Origin of the sequence: Pseudomonas sp. RIT-PI-a, assembly GCF_001187875.1 — a bacterium.
GTDB classification, from domain to species: Bacteria; Pseudomonadota; Gammaproteobacteria; order Pseudomonadales; family Pseudomonadaceae; genus Aquipseudomonas; species Aquipseudomonas coleopterorum.
In genome coordinates, this window is sequence record NZ_LGIR01000012.1 from 1 (window position 1) to 21,668 (window position 21,668).

The 21,668-nt window shown below is 60.0% G+C and carries 23 protein-coding genes and 1 rRNA gene; 20 read left to right on the top strand and 4 right to left on the bottom strand.

The genetic code is table 11. The features are described 5' to 3' along the window. Positions 1 to 7 precede the first annotated feature (7 nt). Positions 8 to 123 (top strand): 5S ribosomal RNA (gene rrf / locus AC788_RS06385). 120 nt (positions 124 to 243) lie between these two features. Here rrf and queD read toward each other — a convergent pair. Further along, positions 244 to 600: a 6-carboxytetrahydropterin synthase QueD gene (gene queD / locus AC788_RS06390; protein ID WP_049859835.1), complete on the bottom strand. Its 357-nt coding sequence runs from the start codon at positions 598 to 600 to the stop codon at positions 244 to 246. Between the two features lie 243 nt (positions 601 to 843). On the opposite strand from queD, the gene AC788_RS06395 reads away from it, so the two are divergent. From AC788_RS06395 to mrdA, 6 genes are all read left to right on the top strand, one after another. Next, positions 844 to 1,152: a PepSY domain-containing protein gene (locus tag AC788_RS06395; protein ID WP_049859836.1), complete on the top strand. Its 309-nt coding sequence runs from the start codon at positions 844 to 846 to the stop codon at positions 1,150 to 1,152. Then, the gene (locus tag AC788_RS06400) at positions 1,152 to 1,463 is read left to right on the top strand and encodes a PepSY domain-containing protein (RefSeq protein WP_049859837.1); all 312 of its coding nucleotides are present in this window, start codon (positions 1,152 to 1,154) and stop codon (positions 1,461 to 1,463) included. The genes AC788_RS06395 and AC788_RS06400 overlap by 1 nt, the downstream gene beginning before the upstream one ends. Then, positions 1,463 to 2,131, top strand: coding sequence for a response regulator transcription factor (locus AC788_RS06405; protein WP_049859838.1), 669 nt, complete (start codon positions 1,463 to 1,465; stop codon positions 2,129 to 2,131). Before AC788_RS06400 ends, AC788_RS06405 begins: the two co-directional genes overlap by 1 nt. Then, on the top strand, positions 2,128 to 3,444 hold the full coding sequence (locus AC788_RS06410) for an ATP-binding protein (protein ID WP_049859839.1): 1,317 nt from the start codon (positions 2,128 to 2,130) through the stop codon (positions 3,442 to 3,444). Before AC788_RS06405 ends, AC788_RS06410 begins: the two co-directional genes overlap by 4 nt. Before the next feature lie 99 nt (positions 3,445 to 3,543). Then, complete coding sequence (locus tag AC788_RS06415; RefSeq protein WP_049859840.1) at positions 3,544 to 4,617, top strand: AI-2E family transporter; 1,074 nt, start codon at positions 3,544 to 3,546, stop codon at positions 4,615 to 4,617. 99 nt (positions 4,618 to 4,716) lie between these two features. Continuing rightward, positions 4,717 to 6,609, top strand: coding sequence for a penicillin-binding protein 2 (gene mrdA / locus AC788_RS06420; RefSeq protein WP_049859841.1), 1,893 nt, complete (start codon positions 4,717 to 4,719; stop codon positions 6,607 to 6,609). A gap of 4 nt (positions 6,610 to 6,613) precedes the next feature. Here mrdA and AC788_RS06425 read toward each other — a convergent pair whose 3' ends face one another. Together AC788_RS06425 and AC788_RS06430 are read right to left on the bottom strand one after the other, a co-directional pair. Further along, positions 6,614 to 7,381, bottom strand: coding sequence for an SDR family oxidoreductase (locus tag AC788_RS06425; protein ID WP_049859842.1), 768 nt, complete (start codon positions 7,379 to 7,381; stop codon positions 6,614 to 6,616). A 25-nt stretch (positions 7,382 to 7,406) separates the two neighbouring features. Beyond that, a complete protein-coding gene (locus tag AC788_RS06430; protein WP_049859843.1) occupies positions 7,407 to 9,071 on the bottom strand; it encodes an electron transfer flavoprotein-ubiquinone oxidoreductase in 1,665 nt (554 codons plus the stop codon). Between the two features lie 564 nt (positions 9,072 to 9,635). Between AC788_RS06430 and AC788_RS06435 the strand changes: the two genes are divergently transcribed. From AC788_RS06435 to AC788_RS06475, 9 genes are all read left to right on the top strand, one after another. Further along, positions 9,636 to 10,385, top strand: coding sequence for an electron transfer flavoprotein subunit beta/FixA family protein (locus AC788_RS06435; RefSeq protein WP_049859844.1), 750 nt, complete (start codon positions 9,636 to 9,638; stop codon positions 10,383 to 10,385). Next, positions 10,386 to 11,330: an electron transfer flavoprotein subunit alpha/FixB family protein gene (locus tag AC788_RS06440; protein WP_049859845.1), complete on the top strand. Its 945-nt coding sequence runs from the start codon at positions 10,386 to 10,388 to the stop codon at positions 11,328 to 11,330. It abuts the gene before it with no gap. Positions 11,331 to 11,453: 123 nt separating this feature from the next. Beyond that, positions 11,454 to 12,281 carry a substrate-binding periplasmic protein gene (locus AC788_RS06445; RefSeq protein WP_049859846.1) on the top strand — a complete coding sequence of 276 codons (828 nt, stop codon included), beginning with the start codon at positions 11,454 to 11,456 and terminating at the stop codon, positions 12,279 to 12,281. A 9-nt stretch (positions 12,282 to 12,290) separates the two neighbouring features. After that, a complete protein-coding gene (locus AC788_RS06450) occupies positions 12,291 to 12,644 on the top strand; it encodes a DUF4398 domain-containing protein (protein WP_049859847.1) in 354 nt (117 codons plus the stop codon). Between the two features lie 14 nt (positions 12,645 to 12,658). Then, positions 12,659 to 13,459, top strand: a complete 801-nt coding sequence (locus AC788_RS06455) for an OmpA family protein (RefSeq protein WP_049859848.1) — start codon at positions 12,659 to 12,661, stop codon at positions 13,457 to 13,459. Positions 13,460 to 13,570: 111 nt separating this feature from the next. Continuing rightward, the gene (locus tag AC788_RS06460; RefSeq protein WP_049859849.1) at positions 13,571 to 15,010 is read left to right on the top strand and encodes an aminotransferase-like domain-containing protein; all 1,440 of its coding nucleotides are present in this window, start codon (positions 13,571 to 13,573) and stop codon (positions 15,008 to 15,010) included. 73 nt (positions 15,011 to 15,083) lie between these two features. Next, a complete protein-coding gene (locus AC788_RS06465; protein WP_236690487.1) occupies positions 15,084 to 15,593 on the top strand; it encodes a translation initiation factor 2 in 510 nt (169 codons plus the stop codon). 130 nt (positions 15,594 to 15,723) lie between these two features. After that, positions 15,724 to 15,975 carry a YkgJ family cysteine cluster protein gene (locus tag AC788_RS06470; protein ID WP_049859850.1) on the top strand — a complete coding sequence of 84 codons (252 nt, stop codon included), beginning with the start codon at positions 15,724 to 15,726 and terminating at the stop codon, positions 15,973 to 15,975. Positions 15,976 to 16,012: 37 nt separating this feature from the next. Further along, positions 16,013 to 16,615, top strand: a complete 603-nt coding sequence (locus AC788_RS06475; protein ID WP_049859851.1) for an START domain-containing protein — start codon at positions 16,013 to 16,015, stop codon at positions 16,613 to 16,615. Between the two features lie 48 nt (positions 16,616 to 16,663). On the opposite strand, the gene gltA is transcribed toward AC788_RS06475, so the two are convergent. After that, positions 16,664 to 17,953 (bottom strand): citrate synthase, encoded by a 1,290-nt coding sequence (gene gltA / locus AC788_RS06480; RefSeq protein ID WP_049859852.1) that lies wholly within the window; start codon positions 17,951 to 17,953, stop codon positions 16,664 to 16,666. A gap of 350 nt (positions 17,954 to 18,303) precedes the next feature. Here gltA and sdhC point away from each other — a divergent pair, with 350 nt between their 5' ends. Genes sdhC through AC788_RS06500 form a run of 4 tightly spaced genes read left to right on the top strand, consistent with a single transcriptional unit; the run spans position 18,304 to position 21,544 of the window. Beyond that, positions 18,304 to 18,690: a succinate dehydrogenase, cytochrome b556 subunit gene (sdhC, locus tag AC788_RS06485; protein WP_177327952.1), complete on the top strand. Its 387-nt coding sequence runs from the start codon at positions 18,304 to 18,306 to the stop codon at positions 18,688 to 18,690. Continuing rightward, on the top strand, positions 18,684 to 19,052 hold the full coding sequence (gene sdhD / locus AC788_RS06490) for a succinate dehydrogenase, hydrophobic membrane anchor protein (protein WP_049859853.1): 369 nt from the start codon (positions 18,684 to 18,686) through the stop codon (positions 19,050 to 19,052). The genes sdhC and sdhD overlap by 7 nt, the downstream gene beginning before the upstream one ends. A 3-nt stretch (positions 19,053 to 19,055) precedes the next feature. Beyond that, entirely contained in the window at positions 19,056 to 20,828 is a 1,773-nt protein-coding gene (gene sdhA / locus AC788_RS06495; RefSeq protein WP_049859854.1) for a succinate dehydrogenase flavoprotein subunit, read from the top strand. Between the two features lie 11 nt (positions 20,829 to 20,839). Continuing rightward, positions 20,840 to 21,544, top strand: coding sequence for a succinate dehydrogenase iron-sulfur subunit (locus AC788_RS06500; RefSeq protein WP_043193659.1), 705 nt, complete (start codon positions 20,840 to 20,842; stop codon positions 21,542 to 21,544). Positions 21,545 to 21,668: the final 124 nt, after the last annotated feature.

Genomic DNA, 21,668 nt, shown 5'->3' on the forward strand with positions numbered 1-21,668 from the left:
AGAATTTCTTGACGACCATAGAGCATTGGAACCACCTGATCCCATCCCGAACTCAGCAGTGAAACGATGCATCGCCGATGGTAGTGTGGGGTTTCCCCATGTGAGAGTAGGTCATCGTCAAGATTCAATTCCGAAACCCCTATCTGCGTGAGCAGGTAGGGGTTTTGTCTTTCTCGAAACAAAAAATACTGATCCGCACGCAAACAAAACCACCCAGCAGGGTGGTTTTTCGTAGCATGCCGGTCAGTCGCCGGTGTACTCGCATCCGCTCGTGCAGGTCTCGTGGATACGAATCTTGGACAATTCGGGCAATAGCGGTTTGAGCTCATGCCAGATCCATTTGGCGAGGTTCTCGCTGGTGGGATTCTCCAGGCCGGGAAGATCATTTAGATAGTTGTGGTCGAGACGCTCGTAGAGCGGCTTGAATATCGCCTTGATTTCGGAAAAGTCTCGGATCCAGCCGGTATGGGGATCAACGTCGCCCTGCAGATAGATCGCGACCTTGAAGGAATGGCCATGCAAGCGACCGCATTTGTGTCCCTCGGGTACGTGAGGAAGCCGATGGGCAGACTCGAAAGTGAATTCCTTGAAAATTTCCACGTTTGTTCCAATTTGTAGGCAAGTCAGTGCTGCAGTTTATCAGGTGTCCAACCTGGACGGTAAGTGCGCTTGGGACGCGTGGTGGGATCGATCCAGCCGGCTGACGCACGGTGGGGCAGAGCGTGCTGCAACACCGCGATCATTTGGAGGCTAGCGTTGTGCCATTAAGTTTGAGTTAAGTCGCCTTCGGTATTGTGTCTCTCGTACACCATACATACCTCACACATACACAAGGTGAATTGAATGAAAACGTTGACTGCTTTGCTTCTGGCTTCTTCCATGAGTTTCGTTGCCGTCAGTGCTCAGGCTAAAGATCTTGGCCCGGACGAAGCGCTTCGGTTGCGCGATGCTGGTACCATCCAGTCCTTCGAGAAGCTCAATGCTGCAGCATTGGCGAAACATCCAGGCGGCACTGTTCACGAGACCGAGCTGGAAGAGGAATACGGTAAATACATCTATCAAGTCGAACTGCGCGACAGCAAGGGCGTCGAGTGGGATGTGGAGCTCGATGCAACCACTGGTCAAGTGCTCAAAGATCATCAGGATACCTAATGAACATACCGCCAGCGGGTCGCGCACTGATGGTCGGGCTGCTGGCGTTCTGCTCGTTGGCAGTGGCTCGGGATCTAGATCAGGATGAGGCGCTGCGACTCAGACAGGAGGGTGTGATTCTGCCCCTCGAACAACTGCTAGGCCAGGCCATGGCGCGTTATCCCGGTGCTCGCCTGCTGGAGGCTGAACTCGAAGAAAAGCAGCAGAAGCTGGTCTATGAAGTCGAGCTGCTGACCACGGCAGGTGTCGTTCGCGAGATCAAATTGGATGCGGCTACAGGTGATTTGCTCAAAGACGAGGAAGATGACTGATGCGCTTGCTGTTGGTGGAAGACAACGTTCCTCTGGCCGATGAGCTGAGCGCCAGCCTCAGTCGCCAGGGGTACGCCGTGGATTGGCTGGCGGACGGTCGAGACGCGGTCTATCAGGGGCAGTCCGAACCTTATGATTTGATCATCCTCGATCTAGGATTGCCTGGCCTGCCTGGGCTGGAAGTGTTGGCTCAGTGGCGAGCGGCGAACCTTTCCACCCCGGTGCTCATTCTGACCGCGCGTGGCTCATGGGCCGAGCGTATCGAAGGGTTGAAAGCAGGCGCCGATGACTACCTGACCAAGCCGTTTCACCCTGAAGACCTTCAGCTGCGTGCCCAGGCGTTGGTGCGGCGGGCGCGAGGCCTGTCGAACATGCCCCGCCTGGAAGCAGCGGGTCTGCATCTGGACGAAGGTCGCCAATGCGTATTGCAGGCCGGGGTCGATATACAGCTCACGGCTGCCGAGTTCCGGCTGCTGCGCTATTTCATGCTCCATCCCGACCAGATCCTTTCCAAGGGCCATTTAGCCGATCACCTGTATGACGGCGAAACCGAGCGCGATTCGAACGTGCTGGAAGTGCACGTCAACCACCTGCGGCGCAAGCTGGGTCGCAGTGTGATCGAAACGCGGCGAGGGCAGGGCTACCGTTTTGCCGGGGTCGTGCAGTGAGATCCATCCAGGCGCGATTGAGCGTAGGACTGATCAGCGTTCTGGTCGTGGTTGGCCTGGTGCTCGCGCAGTTGAGTTTGTGGCTGTTCGAAATGGGTCTGCAGCGCTACCTGGAAGCGGGGCTGCGCAACGAAAGTGAAAACCTTCTGGTGGCCATGCAGCGGGGGCCGCAGGGTTTGCAGCTGGATCAACATCGTATTTCTCCTGCCTACGAACGGCCGTTCTCCGGGCATTATTTCCGCATAGACTTTCCCGAGGGCCACTGGCGGTCCCGCTCGCTGTGGGATCTCGAGCTGCCGGTGCCCGAGCAGTCGGGGTTGTATTCAGGTTTGAAGCTGGGTCCCGAAGGTCAACTGCTGCTGGTATTGCGGGCCGATTACCGTCGGCTCGGCCAGCCACTGTCCATCATAGTGGCACAAGACTACACACCCGTTCGCACAAGCTTTCAGCGGGTACGTCAGATTGGCCTGGGAATGGGCCTGGCCGCATTGATTGCGGTGCTCGTACTGCAGCGGATCACGGTCAAACGCTCGCTCAAGCCACTGGAACGCACCCGGGAACAGATTGCCCAGTTGCAGCTCGGGCAGCGGTCTCAACTGGACAGCGAAGTTCCGGCAGAGCTTGAGCCGCTAGTGGCGCAGATCAACCACCTCTTGCTGCACACCGAAGACAGTCTCAAGCGTTCGCGTAATGCCCTGGGCAATCTGGGGCACGCGCTGAAGACGCCCATGGCAGTGCTATTGAGTCTGGCGAGCAGTGAGCGGCTGCGCGACCATCCCGAGGTTGGTCGGTTGTTGCGGGAGCAGTTGGAGCACATCCAGTTGCGATTGAGCCGTGAGCTCAATCGTGCACGCTTGGCGGGCGATGCGCTGCCGGGTGTCCAGTTCGATTGCGCTGAGGAGATTCCGGGTCTGTTCGCGACTCTGGAGATGATTCACGGCGGGCATTTGAACCTGAGCTACGAGGTGGCAGCGGATGTGCGTCTACCGTGGGATCGCGAGGACGTGCTGGAGTTGTTGGGCAACCTGCTCGACAACGCCTGCAAGTGGGCGGACGCGCAGGTCTGCCTGACCATCGTCGAGCACGCACAGGGGTACAGTATCTGGGTGGACGACGACGGTCCGGGGATACCCGAGGACGCACGTCAGGCGGTGCTGGATCGCGGCTCTCGATTGGATGAGCAGGTCGACGGGCATGGTCTGGGGCTGGGTATCGTTCGTGACATCGTGGAAAGCTGGTCGGCTCGTTTGCAGCTGTCGGAAAGTCCGCTGGGTGGGCTGCGCGTCGCGGTCGACCTGGATAAACGCGTTTAACGCGGATTTATCTTGCCGATGACTAAACTCGCAGGCGGCTGGGAGGACTAACCCACAGGGCCGAATGACGGTTCTGTAGCTTATCGACATGGATCGGACATGAACGAAACCAACCTGCAAAACAAAACCCTGTTGTTACTGTTGATCCTCGTCACCATCGCTTTCATCTGGATTCTTCTACCTTATTACGGCGCGGTATTCTGGGCCGTGATCCTGGGTATCGTATTTGCGCCTTTGCAACGACTGGTGATGATGAAGTTGAACCGGCGTCGCAACATCAGTTCGCTGGTCACGCTGACCACGGCATTGCTGATCGCGATCCTGCCGGTGATCATCATCAGCGCGCTGTTGGTGCAAGAAGGTGCGGTGCTTTACAAGAATATCGAAAGTGGCCAACTGGACGTGGCGGGTTATATCGATCAGTTCAAGCAGCTGCTTCCGGCCTCCGGGCAACAGTTGCTCGATCGCATGGGCATGGGCGATCTCGAAGGCGTGCGTGACAAAGTTGCCAAGGGCGCCATGCAGGGCAGTCAATATTTCGCGACTCAGGCATTCAGCTTCGGCCAGGGCACGCTGGATTTCGTGATCAGCTTCGGCATCATGCTGTACTTGCTGTTCTTCTTCCTGCGTGATGGCCCTGAACTGTCGCGCAAGATCCGTACGGCCATTCCACTGGCCGAACAGCAGAAGCGCCGTCTGCAGTTGAAGTTCAACCGTGTGGTGCGTGCCACCGTGAAGGGCAACCTGCTGGTGGCCGTTACGCAAGGTGCCTTGGGTGGGGTGATCTTCTGGTTCCTCGATATTCCCAGCGCGTTGCTGTGGGCTGTACTCATGGCTTTCCTGTCGTTGTTGCCTGCGGTCGGGGCCGGGATCGTCTGGGCGCCGGTGGCGGCCTACTTCCTGTTGAGCGGTTATATCTGGCAGGGGGTGACGTTGACCCTGTTCGGTATTCTGGTGATCGGCATGGTCGACAACGTGTTGCGTCCGGTTCTGGTCGGCAAGGACACGAAGATGCCGGATTACCTCATTCTGGTATCAACACTGGGTGGCTTGGCGGTGTTTGGCCTCAACGGTTTCGTGATCGGCCCGTTGATCGCGGCGCTGTTCATGTCCAGCTGGGGCATCTTCGTCAGTACCAAGCGCCAGGTGCGTCTGCCTCAGGACCGTACCTGACACACGCCTTACCCAGCTCCCTTGGTCAGCCCGAGGGAGTTGGCGCTTGAGGGCAGGGGCCTGCTTGGTTACCATCGGCGCTTTTTCAGAGCGGTCCGCATGCCCCAGCCCATCCCTCTCAAAGATCATGGCAAGGAACAAGGCCTGGTCAACCGTCGGTTGATCGCCTGCGCATTGCTGGTGCTGGCCTTGAGCATTGCCTTGGTAGGGCGTCTGTACTTCCTGCAGGTCATCGAGTTCGCCTACAACTCCACGGTATCCGAAAACAACCGGGTGCATGTACTGCCGATCCCGCCGGAGCGCGGGGTGATCTACGACCGCAATGGCGTGGTATTGGCCGATAACCGACCCAGTTTCAATCTGACTCTGACCCGCGAGCGCGCCGGCAATACCGCGCAGGTGCTCGATGAGGTGGTGAAGGTGCTGGAGCTGAGCGATGAGGCGCGCAAGCAGTTCGACAAGGACTTGAAGCGTGTACGCCATCCCTTCGAACCCGTCACCTTGATGTATGAACTGAACGAGAACCAGATTGCCAAGATCGCGGTGAATCAATTTCTGCTGCCGGGCATTGATGTGGAGCCTCAGTTCGTACGTGAGTATCCGCGCAAGGAGCATTTTGCGCACTCGGTCGGCTACGTAGGGCGGATCAACGAGAAGGAATCCAAGACGCTCGATCAGACGCAGTACCGCGGCACGCAGTCGGTGGGCAAGACCGGTGTCGAGCGCTTCTATGAAACGGAGCTGCATGGCCAGGTGGGCTATGAAGAGGTCGAGACCAATGCTCAGGGACGGGTCATGCGGGTGCTCAACCACCACGATCCGGTGCCGGGCAAGAACATCGTACTGAGCCTGGATGTGCACCTGCAGGAAGCCGCCGAGAAGGCGTTGGGCGATCGGCGTGGGGCGGTGGTGTGCATTGATCCGGAAACCGGTGACGTACTGGCCATGGTCAGCAAGCCCAGCTTCGATCCCAATCTTTTCGTCACCGGGATCAGCTTCAAGGAATACGCGGCGTTGCGCGATTCCATCGACCGGCCGCTGTTCAATCGCGTCCTGCGGGGTCTGTACGCACCTGGCTCGACGATCAAACCGGAAGTAGCGATTGCCGGCCTGGATACGGGTGCGGTCACGCCGCAATCTCGGGTCTTCGATCCCGGTTACTACGAACTGCCCAACTACGACCACAAGTACCGCAACTGGAACCGCACCGGCGATGGCTGGGTGGACATGGATGCCGCCATCATGCGCTCCAATGACACCTACTTCTACGATCTGGCGCACAAGCTCGGTGTGGACCGCATGCACGATTACATGACGCGCTTCGGCCTGGGGCAGAAGGTGTCGCTGGACATGTTCGAGGAAGCGCCTGGCTTGATGCCGTCGCAGCAGTGGAAGCGCGCGACCCGACGTCAGGCGTGGTTCCCCGGCGAGACGCTGATCCTGGGTATTGGCCAAGGCTACATGCAGGTTACACCGTTGCAACTGGCCCAGGCCACCACGCTGATCGCCAGCAAGGGCGTGTGGCGTCGGCCGCACCTGGCTGAAACCGTAGGCGGGCTGGCGCCGGTGGACGACAACCCGATCCCCAATATCGTGCTGCGTGACAACCGCGAATGGGATCAGGTGAACCACGGCATGCAACTCGTCATGCACGATCCGCGCGGCATTGCGCGGCAGGCTGCCGCCGGTGCGCAGTATCGCATCGCGGGCAAGTCGGGTACGGCTCAGGTGGTCGCGATCAAGCAGGGTGAGCGCTACAACCGCCTCAAGACCCTGGAACGCAACCGTGACAACGCGCTGTTCGTAGGCTTTGCGCCGGCCGACCGGCCGAAGATCGTGGTGGCGGTGATGATCGAGAACGGCGAGGCGGGCGGGCGCGTCGCAGGTCCCGTGGTACGCGAGATCATGGATGCCTGGTTACTGGATGGCGAAGGTCACCTCAAGCCCAAGTACGCGGCGCCCGCAAAGGCGCCTGCGGATCCCAAGGTCTAAGTATTCAGCAGAGAAAGCCACCGTCCACGTTCAGGGCGGTTCCTGTAGTGTAGCTGGAAGCCGAGCTGGCGAGGTACAGCACCGCCCCGGCCATTTCTTCAGGCTGGGCCACACGCTTGAGCGGAATCTGCGCGAGCGCGGTCTTGAGGATCGCCTGGTTCTCGACCAGTGCGGAAGCGAAACGGGTGTCGGTCAGGCCCGGTAGCAACGCATTGCAGCGGATGTTGAAGCAGGCGCATTCCTTGGCGAACGCCTTGGTCATGTTGATCACCGCAGCCTTGGTCATGGAATAGACGCCTTGGAACACACCGGGTGACACGCCGTTGATCGACGCCACGTTGATGATGCTGCCACCACCGTGTTCGCGCATCAACTTGCCGGCTTCGACCGACATGAAGAAGTAACCGCGGACATTGACGTCTACGGTCTTTTGGAAAGCGCCCAGGTCGACATCCAGGACGCTGCCGAACTGGGGGTTGGTGGCGGCATTGTTGACCAGGATGTCCAGGCGACCGAAGGTTGCGCGGATGCGTGCGAACAGGTCCTGAATCTGCTCGGTTTCGCCAATGTGGCAGGCCATCGCGGTAGCCTGGTCGCCGCCAGCGTTGATGCTGTCGGCGACACGTTGGCAGCCGTCCAGCCTGCGACTGACGACGATCACATGTGCGCCCTGCTGCGCCAGCAATCGGGCAATGGACTCGCCGATCCCGCGGCTGGCGCCGGAGACCAGCGCTATTCTGCCGTCGAGGTCGAACATCGTGGTCTTGGGCATATTCGCTCCTGCCGTGGGTGAGAAGTTACATGTTCGGGTAGGTCGGTCCACCCGAGCCTTCGGGTGCTACCCAGACGATGTTCTGCGAAGGATCCTTGATGTCGCACGTCTTGCAGTGCACGCAATTCTGCGCGTTGATCTGGAAGCGCTTGGCACCGTCTTCCTGGGTGACCACTTCATAGACACCGGCCGGGCAGTAGCGCTGAGCAGGCTCGTCGTACAGCGGCAGGTTCTTGCCGATGGGAATGCTCGGATCCTTGAGCTTGAGGTGGCACGGCTGCTCTTCTTCATGGTTGGTGCCTGAGATGAAAACCGAACTGAGTTTGTCGAAGCTCAATTTGCCATCGGGCTTGGGGTAGTCGATGCGCTTGCTGTCCGCTGCCAGCTTCATGCAGGCGTAGTCAGGCTTGTTGTCGTGCAGGGTGAAGGGGATCTTGCCCTTGAACAGGTTCTGATCGACGAAGTTGAACGCGCCGCCGACGATGGCTCCCCACTTGTGGATGGCAGCCCCGAAATTGCGGCTGGCGAAGAGCTCTTCATACAGCCAGCTGGCCTTGAAGCCGGACACGTAGCCGTCGAGCACGTCTCCGCCTTCCGAGCCCTGGAACAGCGCGTCGGCCACCGCCTCGGCGGCGAGCATGCCGGACTTCATGGCGGTGTGGCTGCCCTTGATCTTGGAGAAGTTCATGGTGCCCAGGTCGCAGCCGATCAGCGCGCCGCCGGCGAAGACCATCTTGGGCAGCGAGTTGAAGCCACCCTTGCAGATGGCGCGGGCGCCGTAGCTGACGCGCTTGCCGCCTTCCAGATACTGCTTGAGGACCGGATGGTGCTTGAGTCGCTGGAACTCGTCGAAAGGCGACAGGAATGGGTTGGCGTAGGACAGGTCGACGATGAGGCCGACCACCACCTGATTGTTTTCCAGGTGATAGAGGAACGAGCCGCCGGTGTTCTCGGTACCCATGACCTCCAGCGGCCAGCCGGCGGTGTGGACCACCAGCCCCGGCTGGTGCTTGGCAGGATCGATGTCCCAGATCTCTTTCAAGCCGATTCCGTAATGCTGCGCGTCGGCATCGCTGTCCAGTTTGAAGCGTTCGATCAGTTGCTTGCCGATGTGACCGCGGCAGCCTTCGGCGAACAGGGTGTACTTGCCGCGCAGTTCCATGCCCGGGGTATACAGCCCTTCTTTGGGCTTGCCTTCGCGATCCACACCCAGGTCGCCGGTGATGATGCCGCGTACGACGCCCGTTTCGTCGATCAGCGCTTCTTGTGCGGCAAATCCGGGGTAGATCTCGACACCCAGGTTTTCAGCCTGCTGGGCGAGCCAGCGGCACAGATTGCCCAGGGAGATGATGTAGTTGCCTTCGTTGTGCATGGTCTTGGGCACGAAGGCGTCGGGGATCTTTGTGCCACTCTCCGCGTTCTTCAGGATGAAGATGTCGTCGCGGGTGACGGGCGTGTTCAGGGGCGCACCCAGGGCCTTCCAGTCCGGGAACAGCTCGGTGAGCGCCCGCGGTTCGAAGACGGCACCGGAAAGGATGTGAGCACCGACCTCGGAGCCTTTTTCAACCACGCAGACGCTGATTTCCTGTCCGGCGTCGGCGGCTTTCTGCTTCAGTCGGCATGCGGCGGACAGGCCTGCTGGGCCTGCGCCGACGACGACGACGTCGAATTCCATGTATTCGCGTTCCACGGGTTCTCTCCTACTCAGGGCTCATCAGGCCTTTCTAATGGGTGAAGCGTCCGGAACGGTCATCCGGGGTGTCGCGGTTGGGTGCTGCGTTCATCTGCTCGTGTAGTACCGTGTCTGGACGGCTACAGGCAAGGGGATGCGCGTGCTGCAGTATATCTACACCACTTGGCTGGTCCAATACAAACGTTTGTTTGAATCTGCTCCAGCCCAGTAAAATCAAGGTGGCCAGGGGGCGTGACCGGTGAGTTCCGCGTATTGACCGGTCAGGGCTCAGCGGTCAAGATACGGCCAGCTTCATGTTCGATGCAGCGCCTGCGTGCAGTACAGGATGCCTCGAATCTCGACCCCGGCACGGGTCATTCATCCATGTCGAACGCCCATCGGGTCGAGTTTACACGTCATACTTGTTGAAGGCTGCCCCGTTTTGTTGGTCAAGGTCTTGAAAAATCAGGTTTTTGCCAGCACTACGCAATGCTGCAAACGTTTCAATGGTGCCCTTGCGCCCACGTCATCGTCCGGTCTGCCTGGGCGACATTCTTTTCACCGGAGAGTAACGAGGAATCCATGAAGGTTCTTGTAGCTGTCAAACGAGTGGTCGACTACAACGTCAAGGTTCGCGTCAAGGCGGATAACTCCGGCGTTGATCTTGCCAACGTCAAGATGTCGATGAACCCGTTCTGCGAAATCGCTGTTGAAGAAGCCGTCCGCCTGAAAGAGAAAGGCATCGCCAGCGAAATCGTCGTGGTCACCATCGGCCCGGCCACCGCCCAGGAGCAACTGCGCACCGCGCTCGCCCTGGGCGCCGACCGCGCCATCCTGGTCGAGCACGCCGAGGAACTGAACGCCCTGGCAGTGGCCAAGCTGCTCAAGGCAGTGGTCGACAAGGAACAGCCGCAGTTGGTGATCCTGGGCAAGCAGGCGATCGATAGCGACAACAACCAGACTGGCCAGATGCTGGCTGCGCTGAGCGGCTATGCCCAGGGCACCTTCGCGTCCAAGGTCGAAGTGGCGGGCGACAAGCTCAATGTCACCCGTGAAGTCGATGACGGTCTGCAGACCGTTGGCCTGACCCTGCCGGCCATCGTCACCACCGACCTGCGTCTGAACGAGCCGCGCTACGCCTCCCTGCCCAACATCATGAAGGCCAAGAAGAAGCCGCTCGAATCGTTCACGCCCGAGGCGCTTGGCGTGTCGTTGACCTCCACCAACAAGACCCTCAAGGTCGAGGCGCCAGCGACCCGCAGTGCCGGTGTCAAGGTCAAGTCGGTGGCCGAATTGGTCGAAAAACTGAAAAACGAAGCGAAGGTAATCTGAATGACTATCCTGGTTATCGCCGATTATGTAACCGAAGGTCAGGTGAACACTGGCGTTGCACCTTCGACCCTGAACACCGTGGCTGCCGCGCAGAAGATCGGCGGCGACATTCACGTGCTGGTTGCAGGCGTGCAGGTCGACAGCGTTGCGCAAGCCGCCGCGAAGATCGCAGGCGTGAGCAAGGTGCTGGTGGCGGACAATGCCGCCTATGCGCACCAGCTGCCTGAAAACGTGGCGCCGCTGATCGTCGAGCTGGCTTCGGGCTACAGCCACGTGCTGTCCGCTGCGACCGCCAACGGCAAGAACATCCTGCCGCGCGTTGCCGCTGCGCTGGACGTCGACCAGATCTCCGAGATCATCTCGGTCGAGTCGCCGGACACCTTCAAGCGTCCGATCTACGCCGGCAACGCCATTGCCACTGTGCAATCGAGCGCTGCGATCAAGGTCATCACCGTGCGTGCCACCGGTTTCGACGCCGTGGCTGCCGAAGGCGGTTCAGCGACTGTCGAAGCGGTAGGTGCAGCTCACGATACCGGCAAATCGAGCTTCGTTGGCGAAGAGCTGGCCAAGTCCGATCGTCCCGAGTTGACCGCGGCGAAGATCGTCGTCTCCGGCGGCCGTGGCATGCAGAACGGCGACAACTTCAAGCACCTCTACACCCTGGCCGACAAGCTGGGTGCTGCCGTGGGTGCGTCGCGTGCAGCGGTGGACGCCGGCTTCGTGCCCAACGACATGCAGGTCGGCCAGACCGGCAAGATCGTTGCGCCGCAGTTGTATATCGCGGTAGGCATTTCCGGCGCCATCCAGCATCTGGCTGGCATGAAGGACTCCAAGGTGATCGTTGCGATCAACAAGGACGAAGAGGCGCCGATCTTCCAGGTGGCCGACTATGGCCTGGTCGCTGACTTGTTCGAAGCCGTTCCCGAGCTGGAAAAGCTGGTCTGATCCAGCGCTTGGCGCTGCGGTCGAGTCAAGCCTGGTCGCCATCCGTTGCCCACAGGGCAGCGGGCGGAGACCAGGCTTTTTTGCATCTGAATTTGCGTGTGACATGGGCTGGAGAGGTTGAGCATGACCAGACAAGGCAGACTTCGCCGCGCGGGCTTTTGCATGGTCGCGGCGTTGCTACCGCTGGCAGCGCAGGGGGCGGGCAAGTGCGAGCGACTGGTTGCCAGTGGCAGCCCCGACGCGCCGCCCTATCTGTGGCGGGATCCACAGGACCCGGAGCGTCTGATCGGCGTCAACGCCGAGCTGTTGCAGCAAGTGGCGACCCAGATCGGCGTCAAGGTCGACATTCTTTATGCCGGCAAGCGTTCACAGGCGCTGGAAGAGGTGCGGAGTGGGCGAATGGACTTGCTGGTGGATGCACCCCTGAACGTCAGCGAGCTTGAATCCCTGGATTATGTGCATCCTGCCCTGGTCCCGAACGATTACCTGGTGTGGACCCTGCGATCGAAGCCGCTGACTTACCGCAGTCTTGCCGATCTTCACGGCCACGCCGGGGCGATCTCGGCCAAGGCGCGACCCACCCAGGCATTCGCCACACTGGCCGCCGAGCATCTGAAGCTGGTCAGTACGGACAATCTGATTCAGGCCTTCGACAAGCTGGTGCTTGGCCAGGTCGAATACGTGATCGCCGGACGCTATTCCGGTGCGGCCATGGCTCAGGCACAGGGCCTGGGCGATCGACTGCAAAGCAGTGAGCTGCCCGTCGACCGGCCGGGGTTGTACCTGGCGTTGTCTCACGACTCCGCGTGCAACGATCCCTGGCTGCGCGGACAGCTGGCGAAAAAAATGACAGAATTGACCGCTTCAGGCATACCTCCCGAGGTGTTTTCCCGCAATGTCGAGCGTTGGAAAGTTCAGCAATCGCTCAAGCCTGCAGCACTTCCACAGTAGGAATCTTTCGTGAACATTCAAACGATGACCGCAGGCGCGCTGCTTGCGCTGCTTGCCGGTTGCGCCAACGACCCGGCGCCTACGCAGCAATTGCGTCTGGCTGACCAGACCGTCGAGCAGGCCCGCGCCGTTGGCGCCACAGACGACAACGAGGCCATGAAGATGGCAGTCGACAAACTTGCCCAGGCTCGTGCGCAAATGGTCGATGAAAACTACAAGAGCGCCCGGCTCAACGCCGAACAGGCCGAGTTGGACGCACGTCTTGCGGAAGATCAATTGTTGACTGCCAAGGGGCAGGAGCAGATCAAGGTGCTGGAGGCTCGCATCCAGCGCCTGCGTAAACAATTGGGAGACATGCAGTGAAGCAGTTGACGGGAATGCGCATAGGCCTGGTGCTGGCGGCCGGTTTGGTGACGGTAGGCTGTACCGGTCAGCGCGCCAATAGCGAGGCCGTCCAGCGTGCCGAGGTTGCCTTTCAGGCGGTTCGTGATGATTCCAACGTGCTGCGCAGCGCGCCCAAGGATGTCATCCGGGCTGGCGAATCGCTGGCCCGCGCCGAGCGGCTCGCCAGCTATTGGGGCACGGGCAGCGACGCTCAGCATTATGCCTACCTGAGCCAGCGCTACAGCGAGATCGCCCGGGAGCGCAGTCAGCAGATGCTCAATCAGCAGCGCCTGACCAAGCTGCAGATGGACCAGCAGCGCCTGCAACTGGCGTTGCGTGACTCTAAGCTGGAAAGCGTGCAGCAGCAGGGCAAGTGGCTGGAAGAGCAGATTCTGGCGTTGGCCAATGTCGAGGCCGACCGCGGGCTGGTGATGACACTGGGTGACGTGCTGTTCGATACGGGGGAAGCGCAGCTCAAGCCACAGGCCAACCGTACGATCCTCAAGCTCGTGCAGTTCCTGCAACTCAATCCCAAGCGCGTGGTGCGTATCGAAGGCTACACCGATAACACTGGTGAAAAAGCCTTCAACCTGCAGCTGTCGACCGACCGAGCGCAGTCGGTAGCCGACACGCTGGTCGACCTGGGCATCGATGAGTCGCGTATTCAGGTACAGGGTTATGGCGACGCCTATCCTGTGGATGCGAACGCTTCGGAGCGGGGCAGGGCGCAGAACCGTCGGGTCGAGATCGTCTTTTCCAACGCAAAAGGCGAAATGGCGTTGCCGCGCGGTTGATGGAGAGGTGAATCTGGACAGTGCAGTTGCAGGATCAGCTCTGCTATTCTGCCAGCTGTCCCCGTACAGTTTGCATCTGTAGGGGTCCAGTGGCACATCTGAGATCCCGCCATGACCAACCTCTTGCTCTACCAGCGTATTGCCCAACAGTTGGCTGATGACATCCGTCGAGGGGTCTATCAGCCAGGTGAGCGTGTGCCTTCGGTACGCAAGATGAGCGCGCAGCTCAATGTCAGTCACGCCACGGTATTGCAGGCCTACGCCAACCTCGAAGATCAGGGGTTGATCCGCGCGCGGCCACAGTCTGGCTACTACGTGCACCAGACGCCCGCGCTGACGGCTCCGACGCCTGACATTGCACGGGTAGAGCGTCCGGGGTTGGTCACACGCAGCAGCATCATCCAGCAAGTGCTCGACGAGTCCCGGCGCGAGGGCGTGTTTCCGCTGGGGGCAGCAGTACCCCACGTCGAGTTTCTGCCGGTACGGGCATTGCACCAGCAATTGGCCAAGGTCACCCGCTTCCAGAGTCCACGCGCGTTCAGCTACATGTTCAGCCCAGGCTTCGAGCCGCTGCGCCGGCAGGTGGCGATCCGCATGCGCGATGCTGGCGTGGTGGTCGATCCTTCGGAGATCGTCATCACTCACGGTTGCGTCGACGCGTTGCAGATGAGCCTGCGCGTACTGACCCGACCCGGTGACCTGATCGCGGCCGAGTCGCCTACCTATTACGGTTTGCTGCAACTGGCGGACTTGCTCGGGCTCAAGGTGATCGAGATTCCCAGCGACCCATCCACGGGCATCAGCCTGGAGGCGCTGCAGCTGGCCGCCAATCAGTGGTCGATCAAGGCGTTGGTGCTGACGCCGCGCTTGAGCAATCCACTGGGCGGGACCATGCCCGAGGAGCGCATGAAGCAGCTGTTGCGACTGTCTTCGGACTTCGATATCCAGATCGTCGAGGACGATATCTATGGCGAATTGATGTTCGAACAAGGCAAGAGCAAGGCGCTCAAGGCGTTCGATCGGCTGGGGCATGTCATCTACTGCTCGAGTTTCTCCAAAACGCTGTCGCCCGGTGTACGGATCGGTTGGATGATCGCCGGTAAATACCAGGCCGAGGTCCAGCGCTTGCAGACGTTCAGCACCCATTCGGCCTGCAGCGTCACGCAGATGGGCGTGGCCAGCTACCTGGAGAACGGCGGCTACGACCGGCATCTGCGATTCATTCGTCAGGAGTACCGCAAGAACCTCAGTGCCTTCCAGTTGGCCGTGCAGCAGCACTTTCTAGAAGGCACGCAGATCACGCGGCCCACGGGTGGATTTATTCTCTGGGTCAGTCTGCCGGGCCGGGTCAATACCCAGGAACTGCACGTTCGCGCGCTGGAGCAGGGGATCAGCATTGCCCCGGGGCTGATCTTCAGCAATACAGAGCAGTTCAACCACTGCGTTCGGCTCAATTGCGGCGTGCCGTGGAATCGCGAGGCGGAGCGTGCCCTGGCGACGCTGGGTGTACTGGCACGTCAATTGTGTCAGGAGTCAGGAGTTTCCTATTGAAAGCGCTCAAGGGGCTTGTCAGCTCGACCGCGAACGCGGAGCATAGGGCTCTCATCGTTGTTGCCGTGCTCTTATGAACACCATGCGTCGTATTGCATTGCTGGTCTTCTGCTTGAATCTAGGCGTCTTCGCAGTGCCTTGCGTTCAGGCACAAACGTCGGAAAGTCCGTCTTCCGCAGCGCGCTCGGCGGAAACTGACAAGCCTGTCGTCAAAACTGACGCGCCGGCAAAGAAGGCCGTGGCAAAAAAACCGGCGGTTCGCAAGAAGGCGGCCAAAAGCCGTTCGCGTAAGGAGTCGGACGTCATCGCCACTCCTGTGCCCGAGGCCAAGCTGGATCTGAGCCTGCCCAAGGACATCGTCAAGGACCTCAAACCGCCGACTCAGCCTGTCAACGCTGCGGTCCAGCCGACTCCGCTTGCCGAGCGTGCGCCCAAGCCCATCCTGCCCGCTTTCTTCAGTGACAAGGGCAATGAGGATTTCCAGCTCAATGGTCGTCTGCTGAACAACGAAATGCAGCTGCAGCGGCGCGGCGACGGTCGTGAAGTCGAGGGTGCGGCGCTGGACTTCAATTTCAAGCAGTGATCAGTGCCCGTTGCGGTATCGGCCGTTACAGTTTGGCTGACTGAAATATCGATGCGGGCATTTTCAAACGCTCGTTTGGTCACTACCATGGGGGCTCTTCAACCCTTCGTGCCTGTGAGGTCATGACGTCATGAAATGCCGCGAAGGCTGTGGCGCCTGCTGTATCGCCCCTTCCATCAGTTCGCCTATTCCTGGCATGCCTTTGGGCAAGCCGGCAGGGCAGCGCTGCGTGCAGCTATCTCTGGACAACCTCTGTGCGCTGTTCGGTTTGCCCGAGCGGCCGGCAGTGTGCTCGGCGTTCAATGCCGATCCCGAGGTGTGCGGTGACAGCGATCAGGATGCCGTGCGCATTCTGGGTTGGTGGGAGCAGATGACCGCATAGGCAAGGGCTCCATTCTCGACAACAAGGAACAACAACAATGAGAGCGATGCATTCAATAGCGCTGGTAGCCCTGCTGGGCAGCGTCCACATGTCTGCCCAGGCGGAGCCGTGGGTGGTGGCCAAGGACGAGGAAGGGATCAAGGTCTCGCTGAGCGAGGTCGCAGGCTCCAAGTACAAGGCCTATCGTGGCGAAACCGTCATCAAGGCCAGCGTAGCGAAGTTGCGGGCGATGCAGGAAGACGTCGCCGGCGCGTGCACCTGGATTCACGAGTGCAAGACGCAGAAGCTGCTCAAGCATCAGGGCGATCAGACATGGACCTACACCCAGTTCAATACGCCGTGGCCGGTGACGCCGAGGGATTCAGTGTTGCACATCACCACGGTGGATGGCAGCGATGGCAGCGTTACCCGCAACCTGGCCGGGGCGGCAAACTATGTGCCAGAGGAGAAGGGCTTCGTGCGCGTGGCTCAGGTCGAAGGCTTCTGGAAGATGGTGCCTCAGGGTGCCAATCAGACCCAGGTAATCTACCAGGTGCACACCGAGCCTGGCGGCAGCGTGCCTTCCTGGCTTGCCAACAAGTTCGTCGTGGATGCGCCATTCAACACCCTCAAGGCGCTGCGTGCCAAGGCGGAACAATAGAAAAGCAAAAGGCCGCCCGAGGGCGGCCTTTCGTTGCAATCCGAACGCTTAGGTACGGTCGTCCAGCGCTGTGACGTCGCGGCTTTTCTCGCCGGTGTACAGCTGGCGTGGGCGGCCGATCTTGTACGGGCTCGAGAGCATTTCCTTCCAGTGGGAAATCCAGCCAACGGTGCGCGCCAGGGCGAATATCACGGTGAACATGCTGGTTGGAATGCCGATGGCCTTGAGGATGATGCCCGAATAGAAATCGACGTTCGGGTACAGCGAGCGCTCGATGAAATAGGGGTCGGTCAAGGCGATCTCTTCCAGGCGCATGGCCAGTTCGAGTTGCGGATCGTTCTTGATGCCCAGTTCCTTCAATACTTCGTCGCAGGTCTGCTTCATCACCGTGGCCCGTGGGTCGCGGTTCTTGTAGACGCGGTGGCCGAAGCCCATCAGCTTGAACGGATCGTTCTTGTCCTTGGCCTTGGCAATGAAGGCGTCGATGTTGGAAACATCGCCGATTTCATCGAGCATGGTCAGCACGGCTTCGTTGGCACCGCCGTGGGCAGGGCCCCACAGCGCCGCGATGCCGGCAGCGATGCAGGCGAACGGGTTGGCGCCCGAAGAGCCTGCCAGGCGCACGGTAGAGGTGGACGCATTCTGCTCGTGGTCGGCGTGCAGGATGAAGATGCGATCCATTGCCTTGGCCAGCACCGGGCTGATCGGTTTGATCTCGCACGGCGTGTTGAACATCATGTGCAGGAAGTTTTCGGCATACGAAAGATCGTTGCGCGGGTACATCATGGGCTGGCCCATGGAGTACTTGTAGACCATGGCTGCCAGTGTCGGCATCTTGGCTACCAGGCGTACCGCCGAGATCTCGCGATGCTGAGGGTTATTGATGTCGAGCGAGTCATGGTAGAACGCGGACAGTGCGCCGACCACGCCGCACATGATGGCCATGGGGTGGGCATCGCGGCGGAAGCCGTTGAAGAAGGTCTTCAACTGCTCGTGAACCATGGTGTGGTTCTTGATGTTGCCGACGAACTTGGCCTTCTGCTCGGCAGTCGGCAATTCGCCGTTGAGCAGCAGGTAGCAGGTTTCAAGGTAGTCGGATTGTTCGGCGAGTTGCTCGATCGGATAGCCGCGGTGCAGCAGGATTCCGGCATCGCCGTCGATGTAGGTGATCTTCGACTCGCACGAAGCGGTCGACATGAAGCCTGGGTCGAAAGTGAAGCGGCCCGTGGCAGTCAAACTCCTGACGTCGATTACATCGGGACCAACGGTGCCGGTTAAAATCGGCAGCTCGACGGGGGCTGCGCCCTCGATGATCAACTGCGCTTTTTTGTCAGCCATGTGGCCTCCTATTAATGCTTGAAATCATCAGACAGACCCCCCACGCAGGGCCCGCACCACTATAGTGAGATAAATTCGAATGTCAATTTGCTTAAAGTGAGGCCCCAGAGGGCTTCGAGCGTGCTTTTTTCGCGAAATTCCGACTCGTTCAAGCCTTTTGCCCCGCCTGCGCAATCCGCCGTCCGAGACCTGCGAGTGCGTTGTCATTAGTAGCCTAACTGTCTATACTCGGCAGCCGACCGCCGGGGGCTTTTCCGAGCCATTTCGACGGGGTCGTCACTCCCTGGGTGGTGAGTACCTGACCAGTACACTTCCCTACAACTTGCCCTGCTTGCTAGGGGCTCTTCAGTGTGAAAAAAGCCGTGAATAGCCAACGACCTGTAAACCTAGACCTAAGGACCATCAAACTCCCTGTCACTGCTTACACGTCCATTCTCCATCGTATATCCGGTGTCATCCTGTTCCTGGGCATCGCTCTCATGCTGTACGCATTGGGCAAATCCCTGGGCTCCGAGGAAGGCTTCGGCGAGGTGAAGGCGTATTTGACCAGCCCGCTGGCCAAGTTTGTGATCTGGGCCCTGCTGTCCGCCTTGCTGTATCACCTGGTGGCCGGTGTGCGCCACCTGATCATGGACATGGGCATCGGCGAGACGCTGGAAGGCGGCAAGCTGGGCTCCAAAATCGTTCTCATCATCTCGGTGGTGCTGATCGTTCTGGCAGGAGTTTGGGTATGGTAACCAACGTTACGAACCTTTCGCGTTCGGGCCTCTATGACTGGATGGCACAGCGCGTGTCTGCGGTCGTTCTCGCGGCTTATTTTCTGTTTCTGATCGGGTACATCATTGCCAATCCGGGCATGGAGTACACCCAATGGCACTCGCTGTTCAGCAGCAACTGGATGCGCATCTTCAGCCTCCTGGCCCTGGTCGCCCTGGGCGCCCACGCCTGGGTCGGCATGTGGACCATCGCCACCGACTACCTGACGCCGATGTCGTTCGGCAAGTCGGCCACGGCTATACGCTTCCTGTTCCAGGCGGTATGCGGCGTCGCGATGTTCGCGTACTTCGTCTGGGGTGTGCAGATTCTTTGGGGTATCTGATTCATGGCTAACATTAGTACGCTTTCCTTCGACGCCATCATCATTGGTGGTGGCGGTGCCGGCATGCGCGCAGCGCTGCAGCTGGCCCAGGGCGGTCACAAGACTGCCGTTGTCACCAAAGTCTTCCCGACTCGCTCGCACACCGTGTCGGCGCAGGGCGGCATCACGTGCGCCATCGCTTCGGCCGACCCGAACGATGACTGGCGCTGGCACATGTACGATACCGTCAAGGGTTCCGACTACATCGGTGACCAGGACGCTATCGAGTACATGTGTTCGGTAGGCCCGGAGGCCGTCTTCGAGCTCGAGCACATGGGGCTGCCGTTCTCGCGTACCGAGCAGGGCCGCATCTACCAGCGTCCGTTCGGTGGCCAGTCCAAGGACTTCGGCAAGGGCGGCCAGGCGGCACGTACCTGTGCTGCTGCCGACCGTACCGGTCACGCCTTGCTGCACACCCTCTACCAGGCGAACCTGAAGGCCGGCACTGTATTCCTGAACGAATACTATGCGGTCGATCTGGTGAAGAACCAGGACGGTGCGATCGTTGGCGTGATCGCCATCTGCATCGAAACTGGCGAAACCTCCTACATCCGTGCCAACGCCACCGTATTGGCGACCGGCGGGGCCGGGCGCATCTACTCGTCCACCACCAACGCCCTGATCAACACCGGTGACGGCGTCGGCATGGCCCTGCGTGCCGGTGTGCCGGTACAGGACATCGAGATGTGGCAGTTCCACCCGACCGGCATCGCCGGCGCAGGTGTACTGGTCACTGAAGGTTGCCGCGGTGAAGGCGGTTACCTGATCAACAAGCACGGCGAGCGTTTCATGGAACGCTACGCACCGAACGCCAAGGACCTTGCCGGTCGTGACGTGGTTGCGCGCTCCATGGTCAAGGAAATCATCGCCGGCAATGGCTGTGGTCCCGATGGCGATCACGTGATGCTCAAGCTCGATCACCTGGGCGAGGAAGTGCTGCACAGCCGCCTGCCGGGCATCATGGAGCTGTCCAAGACCTTTGCCCACGTCGATCCGGCCGCCGCGCCGATTCCTGTCGTGCCAACTTGTCATTACATGATGGGGGGTGTCGCTACCAACATCCACGGTCAGGCAATCACCCAGGATGCCAATGGCAACGACGCCATCATCCCTGGTCTGTTCGCCGTGGGCGAAGTGGCTTGCGTGTCGGTTCACGGTGCCAACCGCCTGGGTGGCAACTCGCTGCTCGACCTGGTGGTATTCGGCCGCGCCGCCGGCCTGCACCTGGAGCAGGCACTGAGCGAAGGCATCGACTACCGCCGTGCCAGCGACACCGATCTGGAAGTCGCCTTGGCGCGTCTGGACGGCCTCAATGCGCGGACTACCGGCGAAGACGTCGCCAGCCTGCGCAAGGAACTGCAGAGCTGCATGCAGAACTACTTCGGTGTGTTCCGTACCGGCGAGTACATGCAGAAAGGTATCGACCAGCTGGCCGGCCTGCGCGAGCGCATCGCCAACGTCAAGATCAACGACAAGAGCCAGGGCTTCAACACCGCCCGGATCGAAGCGCTGGAACTGCAGAACCTGCTGGAAGTGGCGGAAGCCACCGCGATCGCTGCAGAGCATCGCAAAGAGTCCCGCGGTGCTCACGCCCGTGAAGACTATGAAGATCGCGACGACGAAAACTGGCTGTGCCACACCCTGTACTTCCCGGGTGAAAAACGTGTTGCCAAGCGCGCCGTGAACTTCTCGCCGAAAACCGTTCCGACTTTCGAACCGAAAATCCGGACTTATTGAGGGTGGCCGTCATGTTGCAAGTCAGTGTTTATCGCTACAACCCGGATCAGGACGCAGCGCCGTCCATGCAGGAATTCCAGGTCGACACCGGTGGCAAGGATGTGATGGTGCTGGACGTGCTGGCCTTGATCAAGGAACAGGACGAAGGCTTTTCGTATCGTCGCTCGTGCCGTGAAGGCGTGTGCGGTTCCGATGGCATGAACATCAACGGCAAGAACGGCCTGGCGTGCATCACGCCGCTGTCCGCTGTCGTAAAAGGTAACAAGTTGATCGTGCGTCCGCTGCCAGGATTGCCCGTCATCCGTGACCTGGTCGTGGATATGAGCATCTTCTACAAGCAGTACGAGAAGGTGAAGCCGTTCCTGCAGAACGACACTCCGGCTCCGGCCATCGAGCGTCTGCAGACTCCGGAAGAGCGTGAAAAGCTTGACGGTCTGTACGAGTGCATCCTGTGTGCATGCTGCTCGACATCCTGCCCGTCGTTCTGGTGGAACCCCGACAAGTTCCTGGGCCCGGCAGCGTTGCTGCAGGCTTATCGTTTCCTGGCCGACAGCCGCGATACCCGGACCAGCGAGCGCCTCGCATCGATGGATGACCCGTTCAGCGTATTCCGCTGCCGCGGCATCATGAACTGCGTCAGCGTCTGCCCGAAAGGCTTGAACCCCACCAAGGCCATTGGCCATGTGCGGAACATGCTGTTGTCCAACGGCGTCTGATTCAACTGCTACACCGCAAGCCGTCACAGCGCGGGATCGATCCTGCGCTGTGACGAAAACCCGAGCGCGGCTGCGTATGGCTTCGCTTTTACTTTCGAAGAAACAAGACCAGCAGGGGCTCCGG